General features: G+C 56.7%; 24 protein-coding genes. 11 read left to right on the top strand and 13 right to left on the bottom strand.

The features are described 5' to 3' along the window. Window position 1: 1 nt before the first annotated feature. The 3 genes from Q1B21_RS05965 to Q1B21_RS05955 all read right to left on the bottom strand — a co-directional run bounded on the left by Q1B21_RS05965 (window position 2) and on the right by Q1B21_RS05955 (window position 2,170). Window positions 2-463, bottom strand: a complete 462-nt coding sequence (locus tag Q1B21_RS05965) for a host attachment family protein (RefSeq protein ID WP_298936157.1) — start codon at window positions 461-463, stop codon at window positions 2-4. Window positions 464-684: 221 nt separating this feature from the next. Further along, window positions 685-1,566, bottom strand: coding sequence for a metallophosphoesterase (locus tag Q1B21_RS05960; protein WP_299887107.1), 882 nt, complete (start codon window positions 1,564-1,566; stop codon window positions 685-687). 4 nt (window positions 1,567-1,570) lie between these two features. Continuing rightward, window positions 1,571-2,170 carry a superoxide dismutase gene (locus Q1B21_RS05955; protein WP_299887104.1) on the bottom strand — a complete coding sequence of 200 codons (600 nt, stop codon included), beginning with the start codon at window positions 2,168-2,170 and terminating at the stop codon, window positions 1,571-1,573. Window positions 2,171-2,267: 97 nt separating this feature from the next. Here Q1B21_RS05955 and Q1B21_RS05950 point away from each other — a divergent pair, with 97 nt between their 5' ends. Next, window positions 2,268-3,029, top strand: coding sequence for an FkbM family methyltransferase (locus tag Q1B21_RS05950; protein WP_299887101.1), 762 nt, complete (start codon window positions 2,268-2,270; stop codon window positions 3,027-3,029). 100 nt (window positions 3,030-3,129) lie between these two features. Further along, the gene (locus Q1B21_RS05945; protein WP_299887098.1) at window positions 3,130-3,390 is read left to right on the top strand and encodes a hypothetical protein; all 261 of its coding nucleotides are present in this window, start codon (window positions 3,130-3,132) and stop codon (window positions 3,388-3,390) included. Window positions 3,391-3,620: 230 nt separating this feature from the next. On the opposite strand, the gene Q1B21_RS05940 is transcribed toward Q1B21_RS05945, so the two are convergent. From Q1B21_RS05940 to Q1B21_RS05925, 4 genes are all read right to left on the bottom strand, one after another. After that, window positions 3,621-4,013 (bottom strand): hypothetical protein, encoded by a 393-nt coding sequence (locus tag Q1B21_RS05940; protein WP_299887095.1) that lies wholly within the window; start codon window positions 4,011-4,013, stop codon window positions 3,621-3,623. Window positions 4,014-4,789: 776 nt separating this feature from the next. Beyond that, window positions 4,790-5,356 (bottom strand): sarcosine oxidase subunit gamma, encoded by a 567-nt coding sequence (locus tag Q1B21_RS05935; protein WP_299887092.1) that lies wholly within the window; start codon window positions 5,354-5,356, stop codon window positions 4,790-4,792. Continuing rightward, window positions 5,349-8,363 carry a sarcosine oxidase subunit alpha family protein gene (locus Q1B21_RS05930; protein WP_299887089.1) on the bottom strand — a complete coding sequence of 1,005 codons (3,015 nt, stop codon included), beginning with the start codon at window positions 8,361-8,363 and terminating at the stop codon, window positions 5,349-5,351. Before Q1B21_RS05930 ends, Q1B21_RS05935 begins: the two co-directional genes overlap by 8 nt. A 67-nt stretch (window positions 8,364-8,430) precedes the next feature. Beyond that, complete coding sequence (locus tag Q1B21_RS05925) at window positions 8,431-8,760, bottom strand: sarcosine oxidase subunit delta (protein WP_299887086.1); 330 nt, start codon at window positions 8,758-8,760, stop codon at window positions 8,431-8,433. Window positions 8,761-8,810: 50 nt separating this feature from the next. Here Q1B21_RS05925 and Q1B21_RS05920 point away from each other — a divergent pair, with 50 nt between their 5' ends. Further along, a complete protein-coding gene (locus Q1B21_RS05920; protein WP_299887084.1) occupies window positions 8,811-8,972 on the top strand; it encodes a hypothetical protein in 162 nt (53 codons plus the stop codon). 2 nt (window positions 8,973-8,974) lie between these two features. On the opposite strand, the gene Q1B21_RS05915 is transcribed toward Q1B21_RS05920, so the two are convergent. Further along, window positions 8,975-10,219 carry a sarcosine oxidase subunit beta family protein gene (locus Q1B21_RS05915; protein ID WP_299887081.1) on the bottom strand — a complete coding sequence of 415 codons (1,245 nt, stop codon included), beginning with the start codon at window positions 10,217-10,219 and terminating at the stop codon, window positions 8,975-8,977. 176 nt (window positions 10,220-10,395) lie between these two features. Here Q1B21_RS05915 and ccmI point away from each other — a divergent pair, with 176 nt between their 5' ends. The 3 genes from ccmI to Q1B21_RS05900 are packed head-to-tail and all read left to right on the top strand — an operon-like array spanning window position 10,396 to window position 12,336. Then, complete coding sequence (gene ccmI / locus Q1B21_RS05910) at window positions 10,396-11,625, top strand: c-type cytochrome biogenesis protein CcmI (protein ID WP_299887078.1); 1,230 nt, start codon at window positions 10,396-10,398, stop codon at window positions 11,623-11,625. Then, window positions 11,622-12,086, top strand: a complete 465-nt coding sequence (gene ruvX / locus Q1B21_RS05905; protein WP_299887075.1) for a Holliday junction resolvase RuvX — start codon at window positions 11,622-11,624, stop codon at window positions 12,084-12,086. Before ccmI ends, ruvX begins: the two co-directional genes overlap by 4 nt. Before the next feature lie 16 nt (window positions 12,087-12,102). Next, on the top strand, window positions 12,103-12,336 hold the full coding sequence (locus tag Q1B21_RS05900) for a DUF1289 domain-containing protein (protein WP_298936673.1): 234 nt from the start codon (window positions 12,103-12,105) through the stop codon (window positions 12,334-12,336). 610 nt (window positions 12,337-12,946) lie between these two features. On the opposite strand, the gene Q1B21_RS05895 is transcribed toward Q1B21_RS05900, so the two are convergent. The 5 genes from Q1B21_RS05895 to Q1B21_RS05875 form a co-directional block, all read right to left on the bottom strand. After that, entirely contained in the window at window positions 12,947-13,675 is a 729-nt protein-coding gene (locus Q1B21_RS05895) for an STAS/SEC14 domain-containing protein (RefSeq protein ID WP_299887072.1), read from the bottom strand. Window positions 13,676-13,711: 36 nt separating this feature from the next. Further along, window positions 13,712-14,497, bottom strand: coding sequence for a hypothetical protein (locus Q1B21_RS05890; RefSeq protein ID WP_299887069.1), 786 nt, complete (start codon window positions 14,495-14,497; stop codon window positions 13,712-13,714). Then, window positions 14,491-15,315 (bottom strand): sulfite exporter TauE/SafE family protein, encoded by an 825-nt coding sequence (locus Q1B21_RS05885; protein ID WP_299887568.1) that lies wholly within the window; start codon window positions 15,313-15,315, stop codon window positions 14,491-14,493. The genes Q1B21_RS05890 and Q1B21_RS05885 overlap by 7 nt, the downstream gene beginning before the upstream one ends. 39 nt (window positions 15,316-15,354) lie before the next feature. After that, window positions 15,355-16,371: a tRNA dihydrouridine(20/20a) synthase DusA gene (gene dusA, locus Q1B21_RS05880; RefSeq protein WP_299076316.1), complete on the bottom strand. Its 1,017-nt coding sequence runs from the start codon at window positions 16,369-16,371 to the stop codon at window positions 15,355-15,357. A gap of 105 nt (window positions 16,372-16,476) precedes the next feature. Next, window positions 16,477-17,100: a TetR/AcrR family transcriptional regulator gene (locus tag Q1B21_RS05875; protein WP_299887066.1), complete on the bottom strand. Its 624-nt coding sequence runs from the start codon at window positions 17,098-17,100 to the stop codon at window positions 16,477-16,479. A 139-nt stretch (window positions 17,101-17,239) separates the two neighbouring features. Between Q1B21_RS05875 and Q1B21_RS05870 the strand changes: the two genes are divergently transcribed. The 5 genes from Q1B21_RS05870 (at window position 17,240) to Q1B21_RS05850 (ending at window position 23,450) form a co-directional block, all read left to right on the top strand. Continuing rightward, on the top strand, window positions 17,240-17,704 hold the full coding sequence (locus tag Q1B21_RS05870; RefSeq protein WP_298936679.1) for a (2Fe-2S)-binding protein: 465 nt from the start codon (window positions 17,240-17,242) through the stop codon (window positions 17,702-17,704). A gap of 3 nt (window positions 17,705-17,707) precedes the next feature. Then, window positions 17,708-19,894 carry a xanthine dehydrogenase family protein molybdopterin-binding subunit gene (locus tag Q1B21_RS05865; RefSeq protein WP_299887062.1) on the top strand — a complete coding sequence of 729 codons (2,187 nt, stop codon included), beginning with the start codon at window positions 17,708-17,710 and terminating at the stop codon, window positions 19,892-19,894. Between the two features lie 138 nt (window positions 19,895-20,032). Further along, window positions 20,033-21,352, top strand: a complete 1,320-nt coding sequence (locus Q1B21_RS05860; protein ID WP_299887059.1) for a glutamine synthetase family protein — start codon at window positions 20,033-20,035, stop codon at window positions 21,350-21,352. Between the two features lie 59 nt (window positions 21,353-21,411). After that, on the top strand, window positions 21,412-22,092 hold the full coding sequence (locus Q1B21_RS05855) for a type 1 glutamine amidotransferase (RefSeq protein ID WP_299887056.1): 681 nt from the start codon (window positions 21,412-21,414) through the stop codon (window positions 22,090-22,092). Beyond that, window positions 22,092-23,450 carry a glutamine synthetase family protein gene (locus Q1B21_RS05850; RefSeq protein ID WP_299076330.1) on the top strand — a complete coding sequence of 453 codons (1,359 nt, stop codon included), beginning with the start codon at window positions 22,092-22,094 and terminating at the stop codon, window positions 23,448-23,450. Before Q1B21_RS05855 ends, Q1B21_RS05850 begins: the two co-directional genes overlap by 1 nt. The last annotated feature ends 4 nt before the right edge of the window (window positions 23,451-23,454 follow it).

Below are 23,454 nucleotides of genomic sequence, written 5' to 3'. Positions count from 1 at the left end.
ATCAGGCTGGTCGTCTGGCCGGTTGCAGACTTTTCCTGAGAACTTGTTCGACTTTGTGAAGCGGGTGATTGGTCAGGGTCTTATCCACTTCAGCCACAACTTTGGTCAGGACTTCACTGTGCAGCCGGCGTCTGAGCAGGCCCAGGACATGTGGGCTGGCGACCAGTACCAAGCGTTTATACGCACCCTTCAGCCCCTTGCGGTTCAAAAGATCTGCCAGATCCTGCACGAACAAGGATTTTGCATGGTCCTTCCAAGTTGCTTCTTCAATCGCTGATTTCTGCTTTGGCCCACCGTCGTTGCGCCGACCTGCACGGTCTGATGGTCTGGATACCGGTTTGTCTTGTTCTTCGACTGAGACGACAACCAGATTAGGATCTTCGGCGTCTGTTATGTTTTCCATAAACAGCGCCTTTTCCCCGTCTGCAATGATAACCCATGTTCCCTGTGCAAGTGCGACCATAGTGATCTCCTGATACGGTTAATATGTGGATATCCCTCGACTATCGGGCACAGTTGTTCTGTCACGCGCCCTTGGTTTTGGCACGCTGCCCGGCTGTTTTATATTGATTGGCGGTTCTCTCCTCCCGCACAGTATAGGTATGTATTGAGGGCGTTCTTACAATGGGTACTCATGCCGATTGTTGACAGGTTGGCAGCTTTCCACCGACAAAAAACACCGATCTAAGTCGACACTTCAACCACCGTGATTTCGGGAACAACGCCGAAGCGAACCGGCAGGATCGAACACCCTATTCCGCCAGAGATCACAAGATCGCGCCCGCCTTCGCGAACATGGCCATATGCATACCGGTTGCCGAATCGCGACGGCACAACTGGTGACCAGCCAAACAAACGCACCTGGCCGCCATGTGTATGCCCCGACAGGGTCAGTGCCACGCGGTCGGGAACGGTGGGAAATACGTCCGGTTCGTGCGCCATCATCACAATCGGTGCATCATCGGTAACATGCGAAAGCGTTGCAGGAAGATCATCCAATCCCTGAAACTCCTGACCACCTCGTTTCAGGGCAAGCTGATCCTCCAGTCCGGCCAACCAGATCCCCAACGATTCCAGTTTGATTGCCGCGTTAGACAGCACTGGTATCCCGTTCTGCTCAAGTGCCTGTGCATAGACGTTAGGGCCTCCACCGCGCTTTTGCGCGTTTTGGTCATCCCACCAATCGTGGTTGCCCAACACGGCATAGACGCCGTGTTTCGCATGCAGACCGACCAGTAGGCGGGCCAGGTCCGCAATTGGCACTGCGCGGGACACCATCTTGTGCCCTGCGGCGTAGTCTCCAAGCAACAATACCAAATCGGGCGATAACGCATTTGTGCGCCGCACAATTTGCTGAATTTTGCGCAATCCGACATGGGGCTCACCCACATGCAGATCGGCCAGAACAGCAATACGCACAGGTGCCGCGGCCCAGTCCGGACGCTTCAACCGCCATTTCCGCACGCGCAACCGCAAAGCCGGTTCAATGAAAAACCCATACAGGGACGCAAAAAGGCCTGCCAGCGTCACCGCTAGCAGGCCTTTGATGAACCCTCGTCGGGTCAAAGGATCACATCCGCGAAGCGACGTTTTCCCAGTTCACCAGATTGTCGAGGAAGTTCGACAGATAAGCCGGACGCTTGTTGCGGAAATCGATGTAGTAAGAGTGTTCCCAAACGTCACAGCCCAACAGCGCGGTCTGGCCAAAGCACAGTGGGTTCACACCGTTCTCGGTCTTGGTCACAGCCAACGACCCGTCAGCGTTCTTGACCAGCCATGCCCAGCCCGAGCCAAACTGACCGGCGCCAGCAGCGCTGAACTGCGACTTAAACTCGTCGACCGAACCGAAGCTTTCGGTCAAAGCTTTTTCCAGCTCACCGGGCATCGCGTAGCCACCAGGGCCCATCATTTCCCAAAACTGGTTGTGGTTCCAAAGCTGGCTGATGTTATTGAAGATACCGTTCTGCGCGACGGCGTTTGCGTCGTAGGTGCCAACGATGATGTCTTCCAGCGACTTGCCGTCCCATTCGGTTCCAGAGATCAGTTTGTTGCCGTTGTCGACATAGGCCTTGTGGTGAAGATCGTGGTGATATTCCAGCGTTTCCGCGGACATGCCCTTGGCTGCCAGCGCGTCATGTGCATAAGGAAGATCAGGAAGTTCAAAAGCCATGTCGGCCCCCTGTAAATGTAAGTTGCGGTTCCAAAGGTTAAATGCTTTGGCAACCGTCACAGGTCAAGGGCTGAGACAAGAAAACCCGGAGGCGGCAATGCTGACACAGGCGCGCAAGATGTTCTACCGCGCCCGCGGATATTATGCGGGCACCCTGAACGGCGAGCCGTTCCGCCTAGATCCTTATCATTCAAAATTCTGGCGCAAGGCGGCGGCTGGCCACTGGGAGCCCGAGACCTTTTCCGTGCTCGACAGGTATCTGTCCCCAACCAGCGATTATCTGGACATAGGTGCGTGGATCGGCCCGACCGTGCTGTATGGTGCCCGCAAAGCCCGACACGTCTGGTGTTTCGAACCGGATCCAACGGGGTTTCGACATCTTGCGTGGAACCTGGAGCTGAACGAGATCCAGAACGTTTCGGCTTTTGGGGTGGCACTTTCGGACCAGTTCGGCGTAGCGCGCATGGCTTCGGTCAGGGGTGAACCAGGGGATTCCACCAGCTCACTGCTGCATGACGGCGCACACGGCAGCGATGCATTGACGATTGCATGGGATCAATTCGAAGCCGCAAGTGATCTGTCTGCCGTATCGCTGGTCAAGATGGATATCGAAGGAGCCGAGTTCTTTGTGTTACCAACACTATTGCCCTGGTTACAAAAAAAACGACCAACCCTGTACCTGTCGTTACATTCCCCTCTTTTGGCCGAACAGGACAGGTTGGAACGCACCAAAACGCTGCTGGAGCAACTGAGTTTCTACCCCAATATCACCACCGACAAGCTGCAACCTCTTCAGGTCGAGATGCTATTGGAGCCCGAGGCGCTTGCACAATACCGGACGATTTTGTTGCACGGTTGATTTAGTGCCGGAAATTTAATCACTGAACGGGTTTTTACCATTGCGCTTACTCGGATTAATTGATCAGTCTTACACGCTAAATCAATGAGTATCGGAAAAAATGAAGTATCTTACGTTAGCTTTTATCACCACATTTTTTGCGCAAGGCGCGCTCGCTGAAACCGTAAATTATAGCTGCACGATGACCAAGCAGGACAGCCACGGCTGGATTGCGAAGGAATACGGGTTTCAGATTGATAAAGCTGCGAAGACAGCAAAGGCAGCAAGCAGCTTTCAAGACTGGGCCGAAGCCCGTTTCAAAAACCGCGGGTCCAAAGGCTATCGCTTGTCTTGGAATCTAACCGAGCGCATGGCTGCCTGAGGAGATATGCGTGTCCGGTATCAGGCAAACCTGAAGACATCCGACAATACGGTCACGGTGAGAATGGCCTTTGTTCACGCGGATTTCGCGAACAAGCCATTTGGCTCAGGTGTTTGCACGATCAAATAAAAAGATAACCCCGGTCTGACACCGGGGCATTTTTTCATGTCATTTGAAAATTCTACGTTCCTGATCTTCACGAACCGTACAAAGACTCCGTTTTTCCCGCGTTACACTGGGCCATCGCCTCTTGGGCGGTTGGTCGCATTCACCTGTCGGAACCGTGCTAGTAGATTCAGCTTTTGCGTTTTAGGATTCAGCGTCGCGGTATAACTGACATAAGCAGTCCCGCCTTGGCTCATGAGAATATTCATTTTCCATGTCATTCTGTACTCACCCTTGCGGGTAGTTTTGAATTTGGTGTCCCTGGGCTGTCCATCCAGTTCGTGGATATAGACATCGTGCACACGGGCGCGCTTGTTTTCGACATCCACGCTCAAGATGACCCGTTCAGAAATCCAGCCCTGCTCAAGGTCATGCAAGCTACAATCGTAGGTTATGACTTCGGCTTGGGAGTCCCCGACAAACAATCCAGCAACCAGTGCTGTGATAGCAAACTTCATGATTTAGCCCCCCTCGAAATGCTTATGAATTTACTTTGGCGTTGCGACCGCTACCCATTTTCCGGCGGCGTAGCCATCCCGAGGTAAATAGGCACTGGGTGACGACGACCGAGCTGTAGCTTTCATTGTCTTCCGGTCCAAAAAGACTGAGAATTCCTGAGTTTTCAGGTCAATGGCATCAATAACAGACTCATTCGACGCAATGCTGCGTCCGTTCGCAGAATAAACGTAGTTCTCACCGACCCATCCAATCGAAAGACGTCGGATACTGTCGCGCTTGACCCGGCCGGGTCCGGAGTGAGTGTTGATGTCAGAAATATCGACCTCATGGATGAGTGCCGAGCGGCCAAATTCGTCGATCGAAAACAGAACGCGCGTTGGCGTTGGGCGGTTTCGGGCCCCTTTACCAAACGTACATTCAAATGTCTCTGTGTACGTCTCTGCAACCAAAGGTGCAGTTTGAGCGTACAGGGCTATCAAGCAAGCAGTATTCTGGTCATTTTTTCTTTGAAATTGTTATGCGTGGGTCAAGAAGGCCATCAGAAAGGCCTCATTCTTCTTTACAAAAAAATTATCTTAACAATAGGTTAATCCATATTCATTGACAAACTTCTTGCTTTACGTTGGGGCGAGAGTTCTACGCACCTACGTCGGTTTCGATATTGATCAACTAAAACCCTAGATGTTTCCTTGATGAGACCGCAACATCAAAAGAAAATGGGCGCCCTAGTGTAGTAAGGCGGCCACAATTCAATCAGTGAATGTTTCTGGAGTGCCTAGTAAACCCCAACCTCGCTGCCGGGCTGTGCCGCAACTTTCAGCAGGTTGAACACGTACTCTGCAGCCGACCGGAAGCAGACCACGCGGAAGGTATCGGCATCGTCCATCCAGAAAGCACCGGCAACCTGCGCAAGGCGCGAGCGGCGGATCTGGCCGGGCTGAAAGGCCGCGACCGACAGTTCGACCGGGGCCAGTTTTCCCAGGACCTCGCGCCCGCTTGCGCCCGATATCCGGAAGACCGCGCGCGCATCCGAAACGTTGGCGGCCAAAGCGTGGACACCGCCGAGTGCATTATTCATCGCCGCCAGTTTGGCCTCAACCTCGGCATAAGGAACCAGAACCAGCAGCTCATCCGATGACATCCAGCAGACGCCCGTGTCTCCGTCGACATTGGCCTCGCGCTGACCCGGCATCTTCTGGCCGGTCGCGTCCTTCACGGCCTTGATCAGAACCTTGTCGGACAGGTTGCCGCGCAAAGTGATCATACCCTGCAGGCCGCATTCTTCGACCCGGGCGATACCGTCATAGCTGGCGTGATTCAGTGCGCTGATGGGTTCAGACATTCTGCTTCTCCCCGTCCTTGTCGAAGAAGATCGGATCCACGATCTTTGCCTTGTAGATTATGCCATCGGTGCCCGGGAATTCGACAATCTCGCCCATGCGATCAGGACCGTGTTTGATCAGCCCCATGGCGATGCCTTTACCCAGATTGGCCGAGTAATAGGTCGAAGTTACACGCCCGATCATGTTGCGCTGACCGTTGGCATTGACGCCCTCACCCACCGCATAAGCCCCGTCAGGGATAACCGATCCATCCACAGTCTCGAGACCGACCAGTTTCCAACGTTCGGGATCGGCCATATGGCTGCGCGAATGGGCGCGTTTGCCTAGGTAATCCTCTTTCTTTTTCGACAGCGCCCAGTGCAGCCCCAGATCCTGCGGGATCACGGTGCCGTCGGTCTCGTCACCGATCATGATAAAGCCTTTTTCGGCTCGCAAGATGTGCAAACACTCTGTGCCGTACGGCATCACGCCAAACTCTTTGCCCGCGTCCATCAGAGTATCCCAGAACGCTTGACCCCGGCTAGCAGGCACCGCGATCTCATAGGACAATTCACCTGAGAAAGAGATACGATAGGCGCGACAATCGAACTCACCGATCTTGCCATCGCGCCACTCCATAAAGGGCAGCGCCTCTTTCGAGACATCCATGCCGCCCAGCTTTTCCAGAACCTTACGTGCGTTGGGGCCAACCACGGCGACCTGCGCGTATTGCTCGGTCACGTTAGCGACATAGACTTTCCAGTCCCACCACTCGGTTTGCAACCATTCTTCCATGTGACCATGGATGCGTTCAGCGCCGCCCGTAGTAGTGTGGCAGAGCCACGTGTCTTCGTCGATACGGGCAACAACGCCGTCATCGATCAGGAAGCCGTTTTCTGAACACATCAGGCCATAGCGGCATTTGCCGACCTTCAGCGTGGACATCATGTTGGTATACATCATGTCCAGAAACTTGCCCGCATCCGGACCTTTGACGATCAACTTGCCGAGCGTCGAAGCATCCAGCAGACCGAGTTTCTCGCGGGTGTTCGTCACTTCGCGGTTTACGGCGTCATGCACGGACTCACCGGGACGAACATAGGCATAAGTCCGGCGCCAATGGCCGACCGGTTCCCAATCTGCCCCGTTCTTGTCGTGCCAGCTGTGCATTGGTGTTTGGCGGATGGGTTGGAATGTATCACCGCGTGCCTCACCGCCAATCGCACCCATCGAAATAGGCGTGTAAGGCGGGCGGAAGGTGGTGGTGCCGACCTTAGGAATCTCGGAGTCTAAAGCATCAGCAAGGATCGCCAGACCGTTGATATTGCTCAACTTACCTTGGTCCGTCGCCATACCCAGCGTGGTGTAGCGCTTGGTATGTTCAACGCTTTCGTATCCTTCGCGCGCTGCCAGCTGAACGTCGGACACTTTGACGTCGTTCTGGAAATCCAGCCAGGACTTCATGCGCAGCTGAATCTCGGCATTCGCTGGCATCAGCCAGACCGCTTCCATTGGCGCTTCGGCAGTCGCCTCGCCAGTGGGCGCTTTGGTGTTCTTGGGCTTAAAACCCGCCGCTTTAGCGGCCGCCTTGCCTGCCGCATGCGCATCGGTCAGCACGTCCCCCAGCGCCAGCGGTCCGTTTGAAGCGCCGGCGGCTACGACAAACCCTGCGCCATCTGCGCCCAAAGGCGGGCGTTTTGGATCAGGACGGAAATGAGCGTTTGCGTCATCCCAGATCAGCTTGCCGCCGCAATGGGACCACATGTGAACGACTGGAGACCAGCCGCCTGACATGGCAACCGCATCGCACTCGACCTCTTCACGGGCACCGCCAACACCTTCCTGATTGCAGATCGCGACTTTCTTGACGCGCTTGCCGCCTTTGACCTTGGCAATGGCTTTGCCCGGATCCACCCGGATGCCAAGCTGACGCGCTTCTTCTGCCAGCGGACCTGCGGCGGCGCGCGCGTCAACGACCCGCAGCACATCAACACCTGCTTGCTTCAGAATGATAGCTGTACGATAAGCGTCATCATTGTTCGTTGCGACAATCACACGTTCGCCAGGTGTCACACCCCAGTTCACCGTATAGTCCCGCATGGCAGAAGCAAGCATTACGCCGGGAACGTCATTTCCGGCAAATGACAGCGGGCGCTCAATTGCCCCTGTCGCTGTGACAACCTGCTTGGCGCGGATACGCCATAAGCGGTGACGAGGACCTTGTTTGCCCGGTTTGTGATCGTTCAGACGCTCGTAGCCCAGCACATAGCAGTGGTCATATACACCTGCCCCCATGCAGCGCGCGCGCATGGTTACGTTATCCATTGTTTCCAGTTCGGAGACCAATTGTTCCACGAACTTATCCACAGGCTCGCCATTGATCGCGCCGCCGTCAACCGGAGCGCGACCGCCCCAATGGGCGCCTTGCTCGATCAGCAGGACCTTGGCGCCAGATTGCGCGGCAGCCTTGGCGGCCTGCAGCCCTGCGACACCTCCGCCGATGACCAGAACATCGGTGAAGGCGTAGAAGTGCTCATAGGTGTCGGCGTCCTTGGTTTCCTTGTCCGGCGCTTTGCCAAGACCGGCCGACTGCCGGATGAAGGGTTCGTACACATGTTTCCAGAATGGCTTGGGGTGGATGAACATCTTGTAGTAGAAACCCGCCGGCAGGAACCGGGACAGATAAGTATTCACCGAACCGATATCGAACTCCAGGTTCGGCCAGTGGTTCTGCGACACAGAGGTCAGACCGTTGAACAGCTCGGTCGTTGTGGCGCGTTGGTTCGGCTCGAACCGGCTACCCTGCCCCAGACCGACAAGCGCGTTTGGCTCTTCCGCACCGCTGGCGACCACGCCACGTGGGCGGTGATACTTGAACGACCGGCCCATCATCATCTGGTCATTGGCCAGCAAGGCCGAAGCAAGCGTGTCGCCCTCGTACCCCTGCATAGCGGTGCCGTTGAAGGTAAAGGTGACCTTTTTCGACCGGTCAATCAGCCGGCCTTGATTTGCGAGACGGGTGCTCATGATGCGGACCTTTCGCAGATGGAGGCGTCGGAGCCTCCGGCGGGAGTATTTTTAAAAAGATGAAGCATCAGTCGAGCTCTCTCCACGTCCAGCCAGGGCGTTTGGCTGTGATGCTATCCTTGATCTCTTTCGGCGGCTCAAATACCTGCGCAGTGTAAGTGCCAAAGACTTCGAGTGTTTGCGTGCAACGGGCCGCGTGGAACCACTTGCCGCAGCCGTTGGCATGGCGCCAGCGTTCGAAATGAACGCCTTTGGGGTTTTCACGCATGAACAGATAGTCGTGGAAATCGTCATCCGATGAGTCTGGGCCGAACCGTTTCAGGTGCGCCTCGCCACCTGCGGCCAGTTCTGTTTCTTCGGCATCGACGCCGCAATAGGGGCAATTCAGGATCAGCATGAGGCTACTCCTCGCTTGAATTCTCTTAGCCACACGCGCAGAGTGTACGCATGCATATTTTGACCATTGTTCTGACCACCGTAGGTACGTTCGTATTCTTTGGCTTGATCGCTATTTTCATTTTCAGATCTGAGGAAAAGAAAACCATCAAGCCAAATTCGGACAGCCCGAATAGTTCCGATACCATTCACGGGGCACATTTTGGAGACTGACATCAGTGCGCCACCCCGGCGGCAACGCTTTCGTCGATAAAGCGGCCCTCTTTGAAGCGGTCCAGCGTGAAGGCTTCGGTCAGCGGTGAGTGCCCCGTGGCCATCAGTTGCGCCATGCCCCAGCCGGAACCCGGGATGGCCTTGAAGCCACCAGTGCCCCAACCGCAGTTGATAAAGCACCCGCCCAAAGGTGTTTTCGACAGAATCGGGGACCGGTCGCCGGTCATGTCCACGATCCCGCCCCACTGACGCAGCATCTTCAGGCGTGAGATCATCGGGAACGTCTCGACCAAAGCCCGCACGGTTTCTTCGATGTGATGGAAAGATCCACGTTGGGTGTAATTGTTGTAACCATCAGTCCCTCCGCCGATCACCATCTCGCCCTTGTCGGATTGCGACATATAGCCGTGCACGGTGTTGGCCATCACGACGACATCCATGCAGGGCTTGATCGGCTCGGACACAAGCGCCTGCAGCGAAATCGCTTCGAGTGGCAGACGGAAACCCGCCATTTCGGCCAGCTGACCGGAATGACCTGCGACGATCATGCCCAGCTTGTCACAATCGATGGCGCCTTTCGTGGTGTCGACCCCAACAACACGACCGTTTTCGGACCGAACGCCAGTCACTTCGCATTGCTGGATAATGTCCATGCCCATGGCTGAACATGCGCGGGCATAGCCCCAGGCCACAGCATCGTGGCGCGCGGTGCCGCCGCGGTCCTGCCACAGCGCGCCCAGAACCGGATAGCGCGGGCCGTCGAGGTTTATGATCGGCACCAGTTCCTTGACACGCTCAGGCGTGATCCACTCGGTCTTGACGCCTTGCAGTGCGTTGGCATGGGCGGTGCGCTGATAGCCACGGATTTCGTGCTGGGTCTGCGCCAGCATCATCACACCGCGCGGGCTGAACATGACGTTGTAGTTCAGGTCCTGGCTTAGGTCCTCGTAGAGGCTGCGGGCTTTTTCATAAATCGCCGCCGACGGGTCCTGAAGATAGTTTGACCGGATGATGGTGGTGTTCCGCCCGGTGTTGCCGCCGCCCAGCCAGCCTTTTTCAATCACTGCAACGTTTTGGATGCCATAATTCTTGCCCAGGTAATAGGCGGTCGCAAGACCATGCCCACCAGCACCGACGATGATGACGTCATACCGCTTTTTTGGTTCGGGCGAACGCCAGGCGCGCTCCCATCCGGTGTGATGGCGCAGCGCTTCCCGCGCCACAGCAAAGGCTGAATAGTGTTTCATATGCGAATCCATCCGGTTCGGTGATTGGGCGCAGATATGCCGTGTACCGACAGTTTACCCCTGCCGTGCAACGCCGCAATAACGCACTATTGCGACATGTGCGCCATTCGCGGCCATTTGTCCCTTTTGTCGGACGGCTTGCGGGTCTAAGTCAGAGCAGCCACTTCGGAGGGGCCATGACGTTCTGGGTTCTGATATTTCTTGTCGCGCTGCTGATTGCGGCTTTCCTAAGCTACACGCTGTTGCGCAACCGGCGCAGCGATGAGCCAGCGGCCGCCTACGACCTGCGGGTTTATCGTGAGCAGCTTGCGAGCGTTGACCGCGACCTGGCTCGCGGCGTGATTGGTGAGGCCGATGCCGATCGTGTTCGCACCGAAATCTCGCGTCGCATTCTGGCAGCTGACGCCCAAATGAAAGACGAAGGCAAAAGCGGTGGCCCAACACGATCTGTATCGGTCGTTGCAATTGCGCTACTTACGCTGGTTCTGATCGGTGGTGCCATGGCGATGTACCACCGGATGGGGGCGGTGGGACTACCAGACATGCCTCTGACCGCTAGGGTGGACATGGCCAAAGAGGTCCGAGCCAATCGGCCCTCTCAAACCGCCGCTGAAGAATTGGCGCCCCCACCTGTGCCTCGGCAGTTGGAAGATAGCTATGCCCGTCTTTTGAAGCAATTGCGCGACACGGTTGCCGCACGCCCCGACGATCTGCAGGGCCATATGCTACTGGCCCAGCACGAAACCAACGCAGGCAATTTCACGGCAGGATACACGGCCCAGAAGAAAGTGGTTGAGTTATCCGGCGAAGCGGCGACAGCGGACGCTTACTCGGATCTAGCCGAGATGATGATCCTTGCGGCAGGTGGATATGTCTCGCCCGAGGCCGAACAGGCCCTGGACCAGGCGCTTAAGCGTGATCCCCGGCATGGCCCGGCCCGGTATTATTGGGGCCAGATGCTGGCACAGGTTGGGCGACCGGATATTGCTTACCGCGTGTGGATAGAAACCGTGCAGGACGCCCCGCCTGGCGCGCCATGGGCGGATGCCATTCGCGGACAGATTGAAGAACTGGCCTTCCGGGCCGGTGTTTTCAACGCTCCCGATCTAAGTGCCGCAACAGCCCAACCCGGCCCAAGTCAGGGTGACGTTGCTGCCGCAGCCGAATTGAGCCCTGAAGAGCGGCAAGAGATGATTCAGGGGATGGTGAACCAACTGTCCGACCGTCTGGCCACCGAAGGTGGATCGCCCGAGGAATGGGCCCGTCTGATTGCGGCGCTTGGTGTTTTGGGTCAGGCCCAGCGCGCCATAGACATCCGCGATGAAGCTGTGATCGTGTTTGCTGACAACGCCGCCGCGCTGGACATGATCGACGCAGCAGCACTTCAGGCCGGGATTGCCCAATGATTCACGATGAATTTGAAGTCTTTGCCGCAGCCCTATCCCCGATGTCTGCGCTGATGGGTCTGGATTTGGGTGAAAAGACCATCGGTGTTGCCGTTTCGGACCGAATGCGCACGGTCGCCAGCCCCTTGGAAACGGTGAGACGCAAGAAATTCACGCTGGATTCCGCCCGTTTACTAGAGCTTGTGGATGACCGTGAAATTGGCGGCATCCTGTTGGGCCTTCCCAAGAATATGGACGGCACCGAAGGGTCGCGCTGCCAATCCACTCGTGCATTTGCCCGCAATCTGTCACGGTTGACCGAATTGCCAATCGGGTTTTGGGACGAACGGCTCAGCACGGTTGCGGCAGAAAAGGCACTGCTTGAGGCGGATACGACACGAAAACGTCGCGGACAGGTTATCGATCACGTTGCTGCCGGTTATATCTTGCAGGGGGCGCTCGACAGGATGCGCTTTTTGTAACGGTCGGAGACCACTGATGACAAATATGGTTTGGAAACGGAACGAGGTCGAAAGCCCTTGCATCCAGATCTGCGTCGTCCATCCGACCGAAAAGATCTGTACAGGTTGCTATCGGACCATCGACGAGATCTCCAGGTGGTCCAAAATGGACTGTACCGAGCGGGCCGAGGTGATGGCAGATCTGCCAGAGCGCAAACCAAGGCTTGGCAAGCGGCGTGGCGGACGAGCGGCCAGATTGAACCAGCCCTAAGGCCTTTGTTCTAAATAGTTACTTGTGTGTTTTCTTAGCCGCATGAAACCTGCATGCAGTCGAATGGTATGCAAATTGTTCTCCCCCAAGCTTGGGTCGAAGCAGCTCGACTATCTCGGATTGATTTGTAGTTAGCGTCTGAGCCTGAGCCTCGGGTCTGAACGTAGAGCACCAGAGATGGACAAGCTCAACGTACGTATCCGAATTATGCTTTTTTGCAAACGGCATAACCCGCCTTTCGGATACTCCGACTTGGTTTGTCCTGCGTCACTGTAGATCTGGTCTGAACTCCGAGGGGGGGGGAAAGAGTTCGAAGACAACGGCTTGAGTGAGTGGCGATCCACAGCGACGCAATGCGAGTTATCAGAATTCCCGCTGGTTTGGAGGGAATACCCTCGCTCTTTTATTTTTTTGACCAATCAGTCAAGAAATAAACTCAAAAATCATACCTTCCGTAACGTCCTCGACGCCAAAATTTGCCTTGAGGTCTTAATGTGACTTCTCCGGTGCGCATGGATCGACAGTTTGGCGTCAAGACTCTTGCCGTTTGATTCGCGTTTCGAAGAGGTCCGACCGGTGCAGGCCCCCGGTCGAAATGTCGGAAACGAGATTACCCGATCGCCAACCAGTTCTTGGCATTTTCATAATCTTCAGACCCGAAAAACTGCGTTCGGGTCCCCAGTACATGGCTGGCCACCCTTTGCGCCATGTGTTGCCAGGATTTGTCTCCGACAATGGCCGCGCGGTCTAGCATCTCGATATGCCGGCTGGCCAACCTGAAATGAGCCGCAAGGGCCGACAACCCCTGCCAACCATCGAAATCCCTCAGATCGATCAACAGGCGGAAGCCCGACCGGTCCTGCAACAGCGCGTCCAAGTCCTTTTCCGCTTGCTTGTATTCCTCGGGATCTAGCTTGCCCAATAGGCTTACCTGAACACAAGGATCACCCAGATCGGTGACATGAATTGAACCGAGTGACTCGCGCATCCAGCGGCGGGCTGCCTCTAGTTCTGCCATTTCGAATACCTGAACAGGGCATGGCAGAATCGGAGCGGCAAGACGAATACTTGTCTGAACCCATCCCTGATCCGCCACAACGCCAATCCGTTCGAACCCGCGCCAATGACTTAGGCCCAGCTTGGTATCTGACCACGCAGCACCCAGATCGTAGCCTTTGAATTCAGGCTGTACGATTGCCAGCAGCCGCACCGCGTTATGTTCGGCCAAGGCCGCCTCGATCGCAGGAACCAGAGTGTTGGTGTAATCCGAGCTGGTGACCTGACCGGAAAGCTCAACCTCGATCAGTGCGCCATCAGAATTTGTATGAACCGTAATCATGGATCAAATCCCTCAATGTCAATGAATGACAAGAGGTTAGGGAAGTTTGATCCATTCGGCTACACCCCCGGCAAATTCCGGTCGAAAATAGGCGATCATCCGTCCATCGGGGCTCGCAGTCGCAGTTGCCCCCCAAGGTGCCACCCCGTGCAGACAATGGCGATGCAATAGATACGCCTCGCCGGGTTTGGCAGGCAATTCTATCCGACTGCAGGTCTCAAATATCTCACGACGTGTCGCCTGATAAACCTCGGTGATGTCGACCTCGTGCAAGGTTTCATGCGGGTGACCTGCAAGAGCGAGTTCAAACGCATCGCGGATGAGGATATGGCTCCCTTCCCACAAGACCATCGGCGCGGCGTCCTCGCTTGCTTCGGTGAGCGGAATGCCCAGAATCCAGGCATGTGGTTCGTCGATCCTGCGGCGCCGATCTGGCCCGATAGGACGCAACCCATCGACATGGGCCGCATCGCGGTTTCGGCGATACCGACCCGCCGCCTCGCTTTCCCCACAGCGCGGACGCGGATAGCCGGGATAGATGACCGAGACCTGCCCCTTGTGCAAAGGCAATTTGCCATAATGCTCGGCCAGAAAACCAATAGCCGGGCCAGACAGTGGCTGGGATTGTGCCACCCTGCCCTCGGTATCATTGGGCAAGGCATCCACGCCAACAAACCAAGTGCCTTCGCAATCCATCCATTCGGCAAATGCAGGATTGGAGACGGATTCGCAGGCGACAGGCAGAGCATGGTTCACCCATTCAGCCACAGTCGGATCGTAGGGAAACTTTAGCCATCCCTTGGACCAGAAATCTTTCACCACCCCAATGCCTTGCGTAACATGTTTAACGCCACCAGCGTCAGGAACACAGCGAAGACGCGCTTTAGCGGTTTCGGGTCCATCGCATGGGCCAGTCTAACCCCCCAAGGCGCGGTGATCATTGTCATCGCCACGACGATTCCAAAGGCCACAAGGTTTACAGCCCCAATAGTCCAAGGTGGTCGATGGTCCGCATCAATAGCCAGAAACAGAAAGCCGAAAACAGACGGCACTGCAATGATCACACCAAACCCGGCCGCCGTCGCCACCGCCCGGTGAATGGGCGTGTTGTATAAGCTCATCAACGGGACGCCAAAACTGCCACCACCGATCCCCATCAGGACGGACAGAAACCCAACAGATGGCGACAGCGCAGCGCGCCTGACGCCTTTGGGCATTGCGTCACCCAGTCGCCAGTCCGAGCGGCCAAGCCCTAGATAGGCCCCGATCACCATACCCAAAACACCAAACAACGCCTGCAACGCCTCGGTCCTCAAGGCGGAGGCCACCAAAACACCAAAGACGGCCCCAATTGCAATGCCGGGGCCCCAACCGCGCAGGATATCCCAATCCACTGCGCCCTTTTTGTTATGGGCAAGAACGGATCGGATCGAGGTGACGATGATCGTGGCAAGGGATGTGGCCAGGCACAATTGCATCAGCTGTGGACCACCATATCCAAGCGTCTGGAACGCATAGAAAAAAGCGGGCACCAAAACGATACCACCACCTACCCCCAAAAGACCGGCCAGCACGCCGGCCAGAGCCCCGATCACAAGCAAAAGGCCCAGCATCTGGGCCAGCAACATCGTCTCGGGCATCATTCCCCCAGTCCGGCTTTGAACCGGAGTTTCCTTCGATCAAACCTCGGCCAAAGGCGCCACGCGATCAAGCGCCTGCAACATAACCTCGGGTCCTGCCCCGTCATGCACTGCCCCTTCGGACAACGCCCGTCGCCAAGCCCGCGCGCCGGGCCGTCCCGCAAATAGCCCGAGCATATGACGCGTGATTTGGTGCAGTCGCCCGCCATTGGCAATATGCCGTTCGACATAAGGAACCATTTGTCGAACAATGGCAATCGGATCACGGGCAGTCCCCGTCTTGAATATGCGTGTGTCAGCCTCGGACAGGATATCTGTTGGCTGGTGATAGGCGGCTCGTCCTATCATCACGCCGTCAAGGCCCGCATCCAAATGCGCCGTCGCCTCATCCAATGACGTGACACCCCCATTTAGGGAAATGTGAAGATCCGGGAAATCCGCTTTCATCTGGTGGACCAGATCATAGTCCAAGGGCGGAATGTCCCGATTCTCCTTGGGGCTGAGGCCTTGAAGCCAGGCCTTGCGCGCATGAATCGTGACACGCTCGCATCCAGCAGTGCGAATTTGGTCTAGAAACGCGGGCAAAACATCCCTCGGCTCTTGCGCGTCAACACCAATCCGGCACTTGACGGTCACGTCCACATTCACAGCTTCACCCATCGCCGCGACACATTCAGCGACTCGCATTGGGTCTTTCATCAGCACAGCACCAAAGGTGCCCGACTGAACCCTGTCCGATGGGCAGCCGCAATTCAGGTTGATCTCATCATATCCCGCATCCGCCCCAATTCGGGCAGCCCGCGCCAACTCTTCCGGATCCGATCCGCCGAGTTGCAGTGCAACCGGGTGTTCGGCATCATTGTACTCCAACAAATGCAGGGCACCGCCACGGACCAGAGCCGGAGCTGTTACCATCTCGGTATACAACAGCGTTTCCGAACTCAGCAGCCGGTGCAGGTACCGGCAATTGCGGTCCGTCCAGTCCATCATCGGCGCCACGCTTAAACGTGCGGCTTTGTTGGCCTTGCCAGTCACAGCAACGACTCCGTCATACAAGGGTTTGCAATCCTGTTTGCCTGTCTCGAGATATCGGTAGTCCGAATCGGGCCGCAGAGGATTAACACATTCTCGCCCGACCTTCCCACCGGGGACATGTCAGATTCATACACCAGCTTTCTCGGCTGCGATGCCATATCGGCTGATCATCATTTCGACACTATTTTCAATCGTCTCTGCCATTTCCGGTTGGCTGAGAACTTCGCCCGTGAACAGCATAGGCCAGAACGCGCGGGCCTTGATCAGACCAATAAACTCGCGCCCGGCCTGTTCCGGGTTGTCGATCCGCAACTGACCGTCCTCAGACGCATCGCGAAGCATGTCGATAAACCTAGCCGTCTTGTCCAGTTTGCCCTGTGCCTCAGCCGCGAGCGCCGGGTTGCGCAAGGTTTCGCTTATCACCATGCGCGACATCGCGATGACGTCTGGCAGCATGAGAATACGCCCTTCAGCCCAGGCCAATTCAGTCAATTGCTCACGAATACCGCGTCCTTTTTCGTATCGGATCTCCAATACTTCGGCAAACCGGCTCGACAGCTCGATCACAATCGAGCGGAACAGATTTTCTTTACTTTCGAAATATTTGTACAGCGTCCGCTTGGACACCTCGGCCCGGGCCGAGATGCGATCCATGCTCGAAGCGGCAAAGCCCTTTTCCTGAAATTCGGCCACGGCAGCTTCGATAATCTGTGCGCGCTTTGACGCGTTTGGTGCACTGCATTCGTTCATGTCAGAGCTATAGACCTATTGACGGGCTTGGGTCAAACGCTACGTAAACTCTGCAGTTTACACCCGTGAAGATTTGTGTAACTTGTAAACCCGCCAGTTTACCGATTCAGGAAACCAGCGCGAACAGGAGAGTCCCCCTATGGCTTTGACTTTGAAATTGAACGGCGAAACCCACACGGTTGACGCCGAACCCGGCACGCCCTTGCTGTGGGTGATCCGGGATGAGCTTAAGCTGACCGGAACCAAATTCGGTTGCGGCGTCGCCTCATGCGGCGCCTGCACCGTGCATGTGAATGGAGAGCCAACACGCTCGTGCCAGACCTATGTTGAAGACGTTGAAGATGCCGAAATCACCACGATCGAAGCCATCGGCGATGATAAGATCGGTGCTGCGGTACAGCAGGCCTGGGTCGAACTGGATGTGGTTCAATGCGGCTATTGCCAGTCGGGTCAGGTAATGTCAGCGGTTGGGCTGCTGTCCGAGAATCCAAAACCATCTGCCGATGAAATCGACGCATACATGCATGGCAATGCCTGCAGATGCGCCACCTATCAACGCATCCGCGCCGGCATTCAGCGCGCATCTGACATTCTGGAGGCCTGATCCATGACCATCAACACCTCCCGCCGTGGATTCTTAAAGGGCGCTGCAGCTGCTGGTGCCGTCTTGCTGGTCGGTGCACGCACGGACGGCGCGCTGGCGGCAGCTTCAACTGACTCCGCACAGTTCAACCCGTTTGTGAAAATTGACGCGGATGGCACAGTTACTGCTATCGTCAAGCATTTTGAAAAGGGCCAGGGTCCTGCAACCGGCCTACCAACGTTGATCGCCGAAGAAATCGGTCTGCGCATGGACCAGATCGAATACGAATTCGCCCCGTCCGACCCGCAGGTCTACAATAACCTTTTGTTTGGTCCATTTCAGGGAACAGGTGGATCCACCGCGATGGCAAACTCGTGGATGCAGTATCGTCAAGCTGGTGCCGCCGCGCGTGAAATGCTGATCAACGCCGCCGCACAAGACTGGGGTGTAGACGCGTCTTCCGTCACTATCGAAGAAGGCATCGTCAAAGCTGGTGACAAATCTGCCCCGATCAGCGAATTCGTTGCCGCAGCATCTCAGCTGGAAGTTCCGGCTGAACCACGCCTGAAAGATCCTGCAGAATTCCGCCTGATCGGCAACGAGGCCGTAAGACGCAAGGATTCGGCCATCAAAGGGAACGGGCAAGCGATGTATGCGATGGACGTGCATCTGCCCAACCAGATGATCGCCATGATCAAGCGCCCTGAAGCCAAAGGCGGGCTTGCCGTCAGCTTTGATGACAGCGGGTCGAAAGAAGTGAAAGGCTATATCAACGCGGCGGTCCTGCCGAACCAGGCAGGCGTTGCGGTGTATGCTGAAAACACATGGGCCGCGATGCAAGCACGTGATGCGCTTGAGGTCGAATGGGATATGTCTGCGGCCGAGACCCGTCACTCGGATCAGATCAAGGCCGAGATCATGGCGGCATTGGACTCTGAACCTACCTACAATGTGAACAAAGCCGATGCGGCGGCAATTGCTGCGGCGATTGATGGCGCTGACAAGGTGATTGAAAAGACCTTTTACTTCCCCCTGTTGGCCCATGCAGCAATGGAGCCGCTGAACTGCACCATCGAACAAACCGCAGACGGCAACATCGTTCTGCATGATGGCAGTCAGATGCCCACAGGCCCGCATATGGCCTACCAGCAAATCTTTGAAATGCCTGCCGAAAAGATTCAGATCAAAACAATGCTGGCTGGTGGATCTTTCGGACGACGTGCCACGCCGGACGCGGATTACCAGGTTGAGGCGGGTCTGGCCTTTGTGGTCACCGACCGGTCACGCCCGGTCAAGCTGGTCTGGACGCGGGAAGACGACATGCGCAGCGGATACTACCGCCCCGCGTTTGGTCACAAAGTCCGTGTTGGGCTGGATGCTGGCGGCAACATTATCGGGTGGCACCATCAGGTGGCCGGACAATCGATCATGAAGGGCACGGCATTCGAATCCTTCGCGGTTCATGACGGTGTCGATCACAGCTCGATCGAGGGTATTGCGGACAGCCCCTACACTATCCCCGGTATGGCCTTGGGTTTGACTGATACACCAAAGGCAACATCGGTTTTGTGGTGGCGGTCCGTGGGCCATACTCACACTGCCTACACGATGGAAACGATGATGGATCTCGCAGCGCAAGCTGCAGGACGCGATCCTGTCGAATTTCGGCTGGCGCACCTGGCGGATGCTGGTGATGTCGATCAGAAACGAAAGGCGGGCGTGCTGAAACTGGTTGCCGAAAAAGCCGGATGGGGCAACGCGCCAGCTGGTAGGGCGCAAGGCATCGCGGTGCATAAGTCCTTCGGATCCTACGCCGCTCAGGTTGTCGAAGTGTCAGGCGATCCGGAAAACGGTGTTCGGATCGAAAGGGTCACCTGCGCCGTTGACTGCGGCATCGCAGTGAACCCCGACGTGGTTCGCGCCCAGATGGAAGGCGGGATCGGTTATGGTATCGGTCACGTGATGCGCGATCAGATCACGCTGACAAGTGGCGCTGTGGATCAGTTCAACTTCCCCGACTATGAACCACTTCGGATCGGGGACATCGCGGCAATCGATGTGCATATCGTACCCTCTGCCGAGGCCCCGACCGGCGTGGGTGAACCTGGCACGCCGCCGTCGGCCCCTGCCCTGGCAAACGCGATCAGCGCGCTGTCAGGTGTCCACGTCGCGGAACTGCCGATGGTCGAAAATGGGGTCAACTTCTTCTGACTTGAACTCCCGCGCCGGTCCCCTCGTGGGCCGGCGCGGGGAACCTTTATTCTCCGCCATAAAATAATTTGATCAAATTTCGTGACAAGTCAGAGCACCTCCAGTACATCTCGGATAACGAGAGGAACGGAGGCCCCGATGGACCTGAGCGCCCTGCACAATATTCGCGTCACCGCCTGTGACCTGAACGGACAGATGCGCGGCAAACGCGTGCCGCCTGAATATGCCAGCAAGCTGAACAAAGGTTCGGTGCGCATGCCATTTTCCGCCCTGAACGTCGATCTGTGGGGAGCCGATATCGAAGGCAGCCCACTGGTGTTTGAAACTGGTGACGCCGACGGGATTTTGCTGCCGACCGGGCGTGGCCCTGTGCCGATGCCCTGGCTCAACTCTGAAACGGCTTTGGTGCCGATGTGCCTTTACGATGACGATGGCACGCCGTTTGCAGGCGACCCCCGCCATGCGCTTTCTACTGTGTTGTCGCGTTATGCCAAGCGGGATTGGTCTGTTGTTGCGGCGACGGAGTTGGAATTCACGCTGATTGATGCATCCGGCCCGCGCCCGCAACCACCGACCAACCCAATGACCGGGCGCCGACTGTCCGAGGAAGCCGTTTTATCAGTCGTCGAAATGGACGCGTTTGAAGCCTTCTTCACCGACCTTTATGATGGCTGCGCGGCCATGGGCATTCCTGCTCAGACCGCGATTTCCGAAAGTGGGATTGGCCAGTTTGAAATCAACCTGAACCATCAAGACGCCATGCGATGCGCCGACGATACATGGCTTTTCAAAGCGTTGACGCGCGGCTTGGCCAGAAAGCACGGGTTTGCAGCTACCTTCATGTCCAAGCCTTACGCAGACGATGCGGGCAACGGCATGCACATTCATTTCTCGGTCATCGACAGCAAGGGGCGCAATGTATTCAACGATGGTGGGCTGGACGGGACCGATATCCTGCGCGCAGCTGTCGCCGGTTGCCTTCAGGCCATGCCCGGTAGCACGTTGATCTTTGCGCCACACGGCAATTCCTACACCCGTCTGGTGCCCGGCGCCCACGCCCCAACCGGCGCAAGCTGGGCCTATGAAAACAGAACCGCTGCCATCCGCATTCCTGGCGGCGCGCCCGAAGCGCGGCGTATTGAACATCGAGTAGCCGGCGGAGACATCAACCCGTACTTGATGCTGGCAGCCGTGTTGGGCGCAGCTCTGCTCGGAATCGAGGATAGCCTGCAACCACCGGACCCGATTTCAGGGAACGCCTACGAAATCGCAGGCCTGCCGCAACTGGCCTCCGACTGGGCATCAGCTATCGACGCCTTCGAAACCGACCCGCTGGTTGCGCGTATTTTTCCAGGCGACCTGATCCGATACATGGCGATGACAAAACGGCAGGAAATTGCGCGGTTCGCAGACCGCCCCGAAGACCAGCACTGGCTGAGTTACCTCGAGGCGGTTTGACCCCTCTTGCCCAGCGCTTCCGAGTCCGCTAGATTTAATTTGATCAAATTCGGTGACCCATGAAAATCGGTATTCTACAAACCGGCCATACCCCTGACGTTCTGAAAAGCGAATTCGGGGATTACGATTCTCTGTTTCCGGCCCTTCTGGATGGAAACGGGTTTGAGTTTCAGACGTTTGCGGTCGTGGACGGGATTTTTCCAGCAGGCGCGCAAGACGCAGATGGCTGGTTGATCACAGGATCGCGCCACGGCGCCTATGAAGATCTGCCGTGGATCCCCAAACTTGAAGAACTGGTGCGTGACATTCACGGCAGCGACAAACCGTTGATAGGCGTGTGCTTTGGCCACCAGATCATTGCGCAGGCCCTTGGGGGCACCGTCGAGAAGTTTTCGGGGGGGTGGGCTGTTGGCCGCACGAACTATGACCTTGGTGGCAAAAACGTGTGTCTAAACGCCTGGCACCAGGATCAGGTGACTGTCTTGCCCGAAGGTGCGCAAGTTCAGGGGCAAAACGAGTTCTGCCAGTATGCAATGTTGTCCTATGGCGACCAGATATGGACGGTGCAAGCGCATCCAGAATTTTCCAACGAATTCGTTGCAGGTCTGATGCGCACACGTGGCAAAGGTGTTGTCCCGGAAAACCTGATGCAGGACGCCGCAAACCGACAAACCGCCCCGGACGACAATCCCGAAATCGCACGATACATGGCGGACTTCCTTAAGAAAGCGAGGGCCTGATGGCCGATTGGACAGACGAACTGCCTCAGGCGGCAACGAATTACCTCGAAGGCCGCCGACTGGACGAAGTTGAGTGTATCATTTCCGATTTGCCCGGCATCGCGCGCGGCAAGGCGGTTCCTGCGTCCAAATTCGCGCGGCAATCCTACTTTTATCTGCCCGACAGTATCTATTACCAGACGATCACGGGCGACTGGGGCGAAGCCGCGGGCGAAGACGGGTTCATCGAACGGGACATGATCCTAAAGCCGGATTTCTCAACTGCCAGCGCCGCGCCCTGGACTGGCGATTGGACGTTACAGGTCATTCATGACGCTTATGACCGAGAGGGCGAACCGGTTCCCTTCAGCCCACGCAACGTGCTGAAACGCGTTGTACAACTCTATCATGATCGGGGCTGGGACCCGATCGTCGCGCCCGAGATGGAGTTCTTCCTGGTTGCTCCCAACGTCGATCCCGCACAGGGGATCAAGCCCATGATGGGCCGCTCGGGCCGACCCGCAGCGGCGCGACAGGCCTATTCGATGACGGCCGTGGACGAATTCGGTCCGGTGATCGACGACATCTACGACTTTGCCGAACATCAAGGCTTTGAGATCGATGGCATCACGCAGGAAGGCGGCGCCGGACAGTTAGAGATCAACCTGCGTCACGGCGACCCCGTCAAGCTGGCCGATGAGGTGTTCTATTTCAAACGCCTGATCCGCGAAGCCGCCTTGCGCCACAATTGCTTCGCCACCTTCATGGCAAAACCGATCGAGGACGAGCCCGGCTCGGCCATGCATATCCATCACTCGATCATCGATATGGAAAACGGCCAGAACATCTTCTCCGGCCCTCAGGGTGGAGAGACAGACGCGTTTTACCACTTCATTGCCGGGCTGCAGAACCACCTGCCCGCTGGCTTGGCAGTGATGGCGCCCTATGTGAATTCCTATCGTCGTTATGTCAAAGATCACGCGGCCCCAATCAATCTGGAATGGGCGCGCGACAACCGAACCACCGGCATTCGCGTCCCCCTGTCCGGTCCCGAGGCACGACGGGTTGAGAATCGCATCGCTGGAATGGACTGCAACCCGTATCTGGGTATCGCGCTGTCGCTGGCCTGCGGTTATCTGGGCCTGACCCAGCAGGAACGCCCCCGCCGCCAGTTCCACGGCGATGCCTACGAAGGTGAAGGGGACATTCCTCAGGTGATGGGCAACGCGTTGGACTTATTTGATGAAGCCACCGCCTTACACGAAATCCTTGGCCCGGAATTCGCACGGGTATACGGCATCGTGAAGCGGGCAGAGTACGAAGAGTTCCTGCAAGTGATCTCTCCATGGGAGCGTGAGCATCTGCTGATGAACGTCTGAGGCG

Source organism: uncultured Ruegeria sp. (assembly GCF_947504215.1).
GTDB lineage: Bacteria > Pseudomonadota > Alphaproteobacteria > Rhodobacterales > Rhodobacteraceae > Ruegeria.
This window is presented reverse-complemented; position numbering and strand designations above follow the sequence as displayed.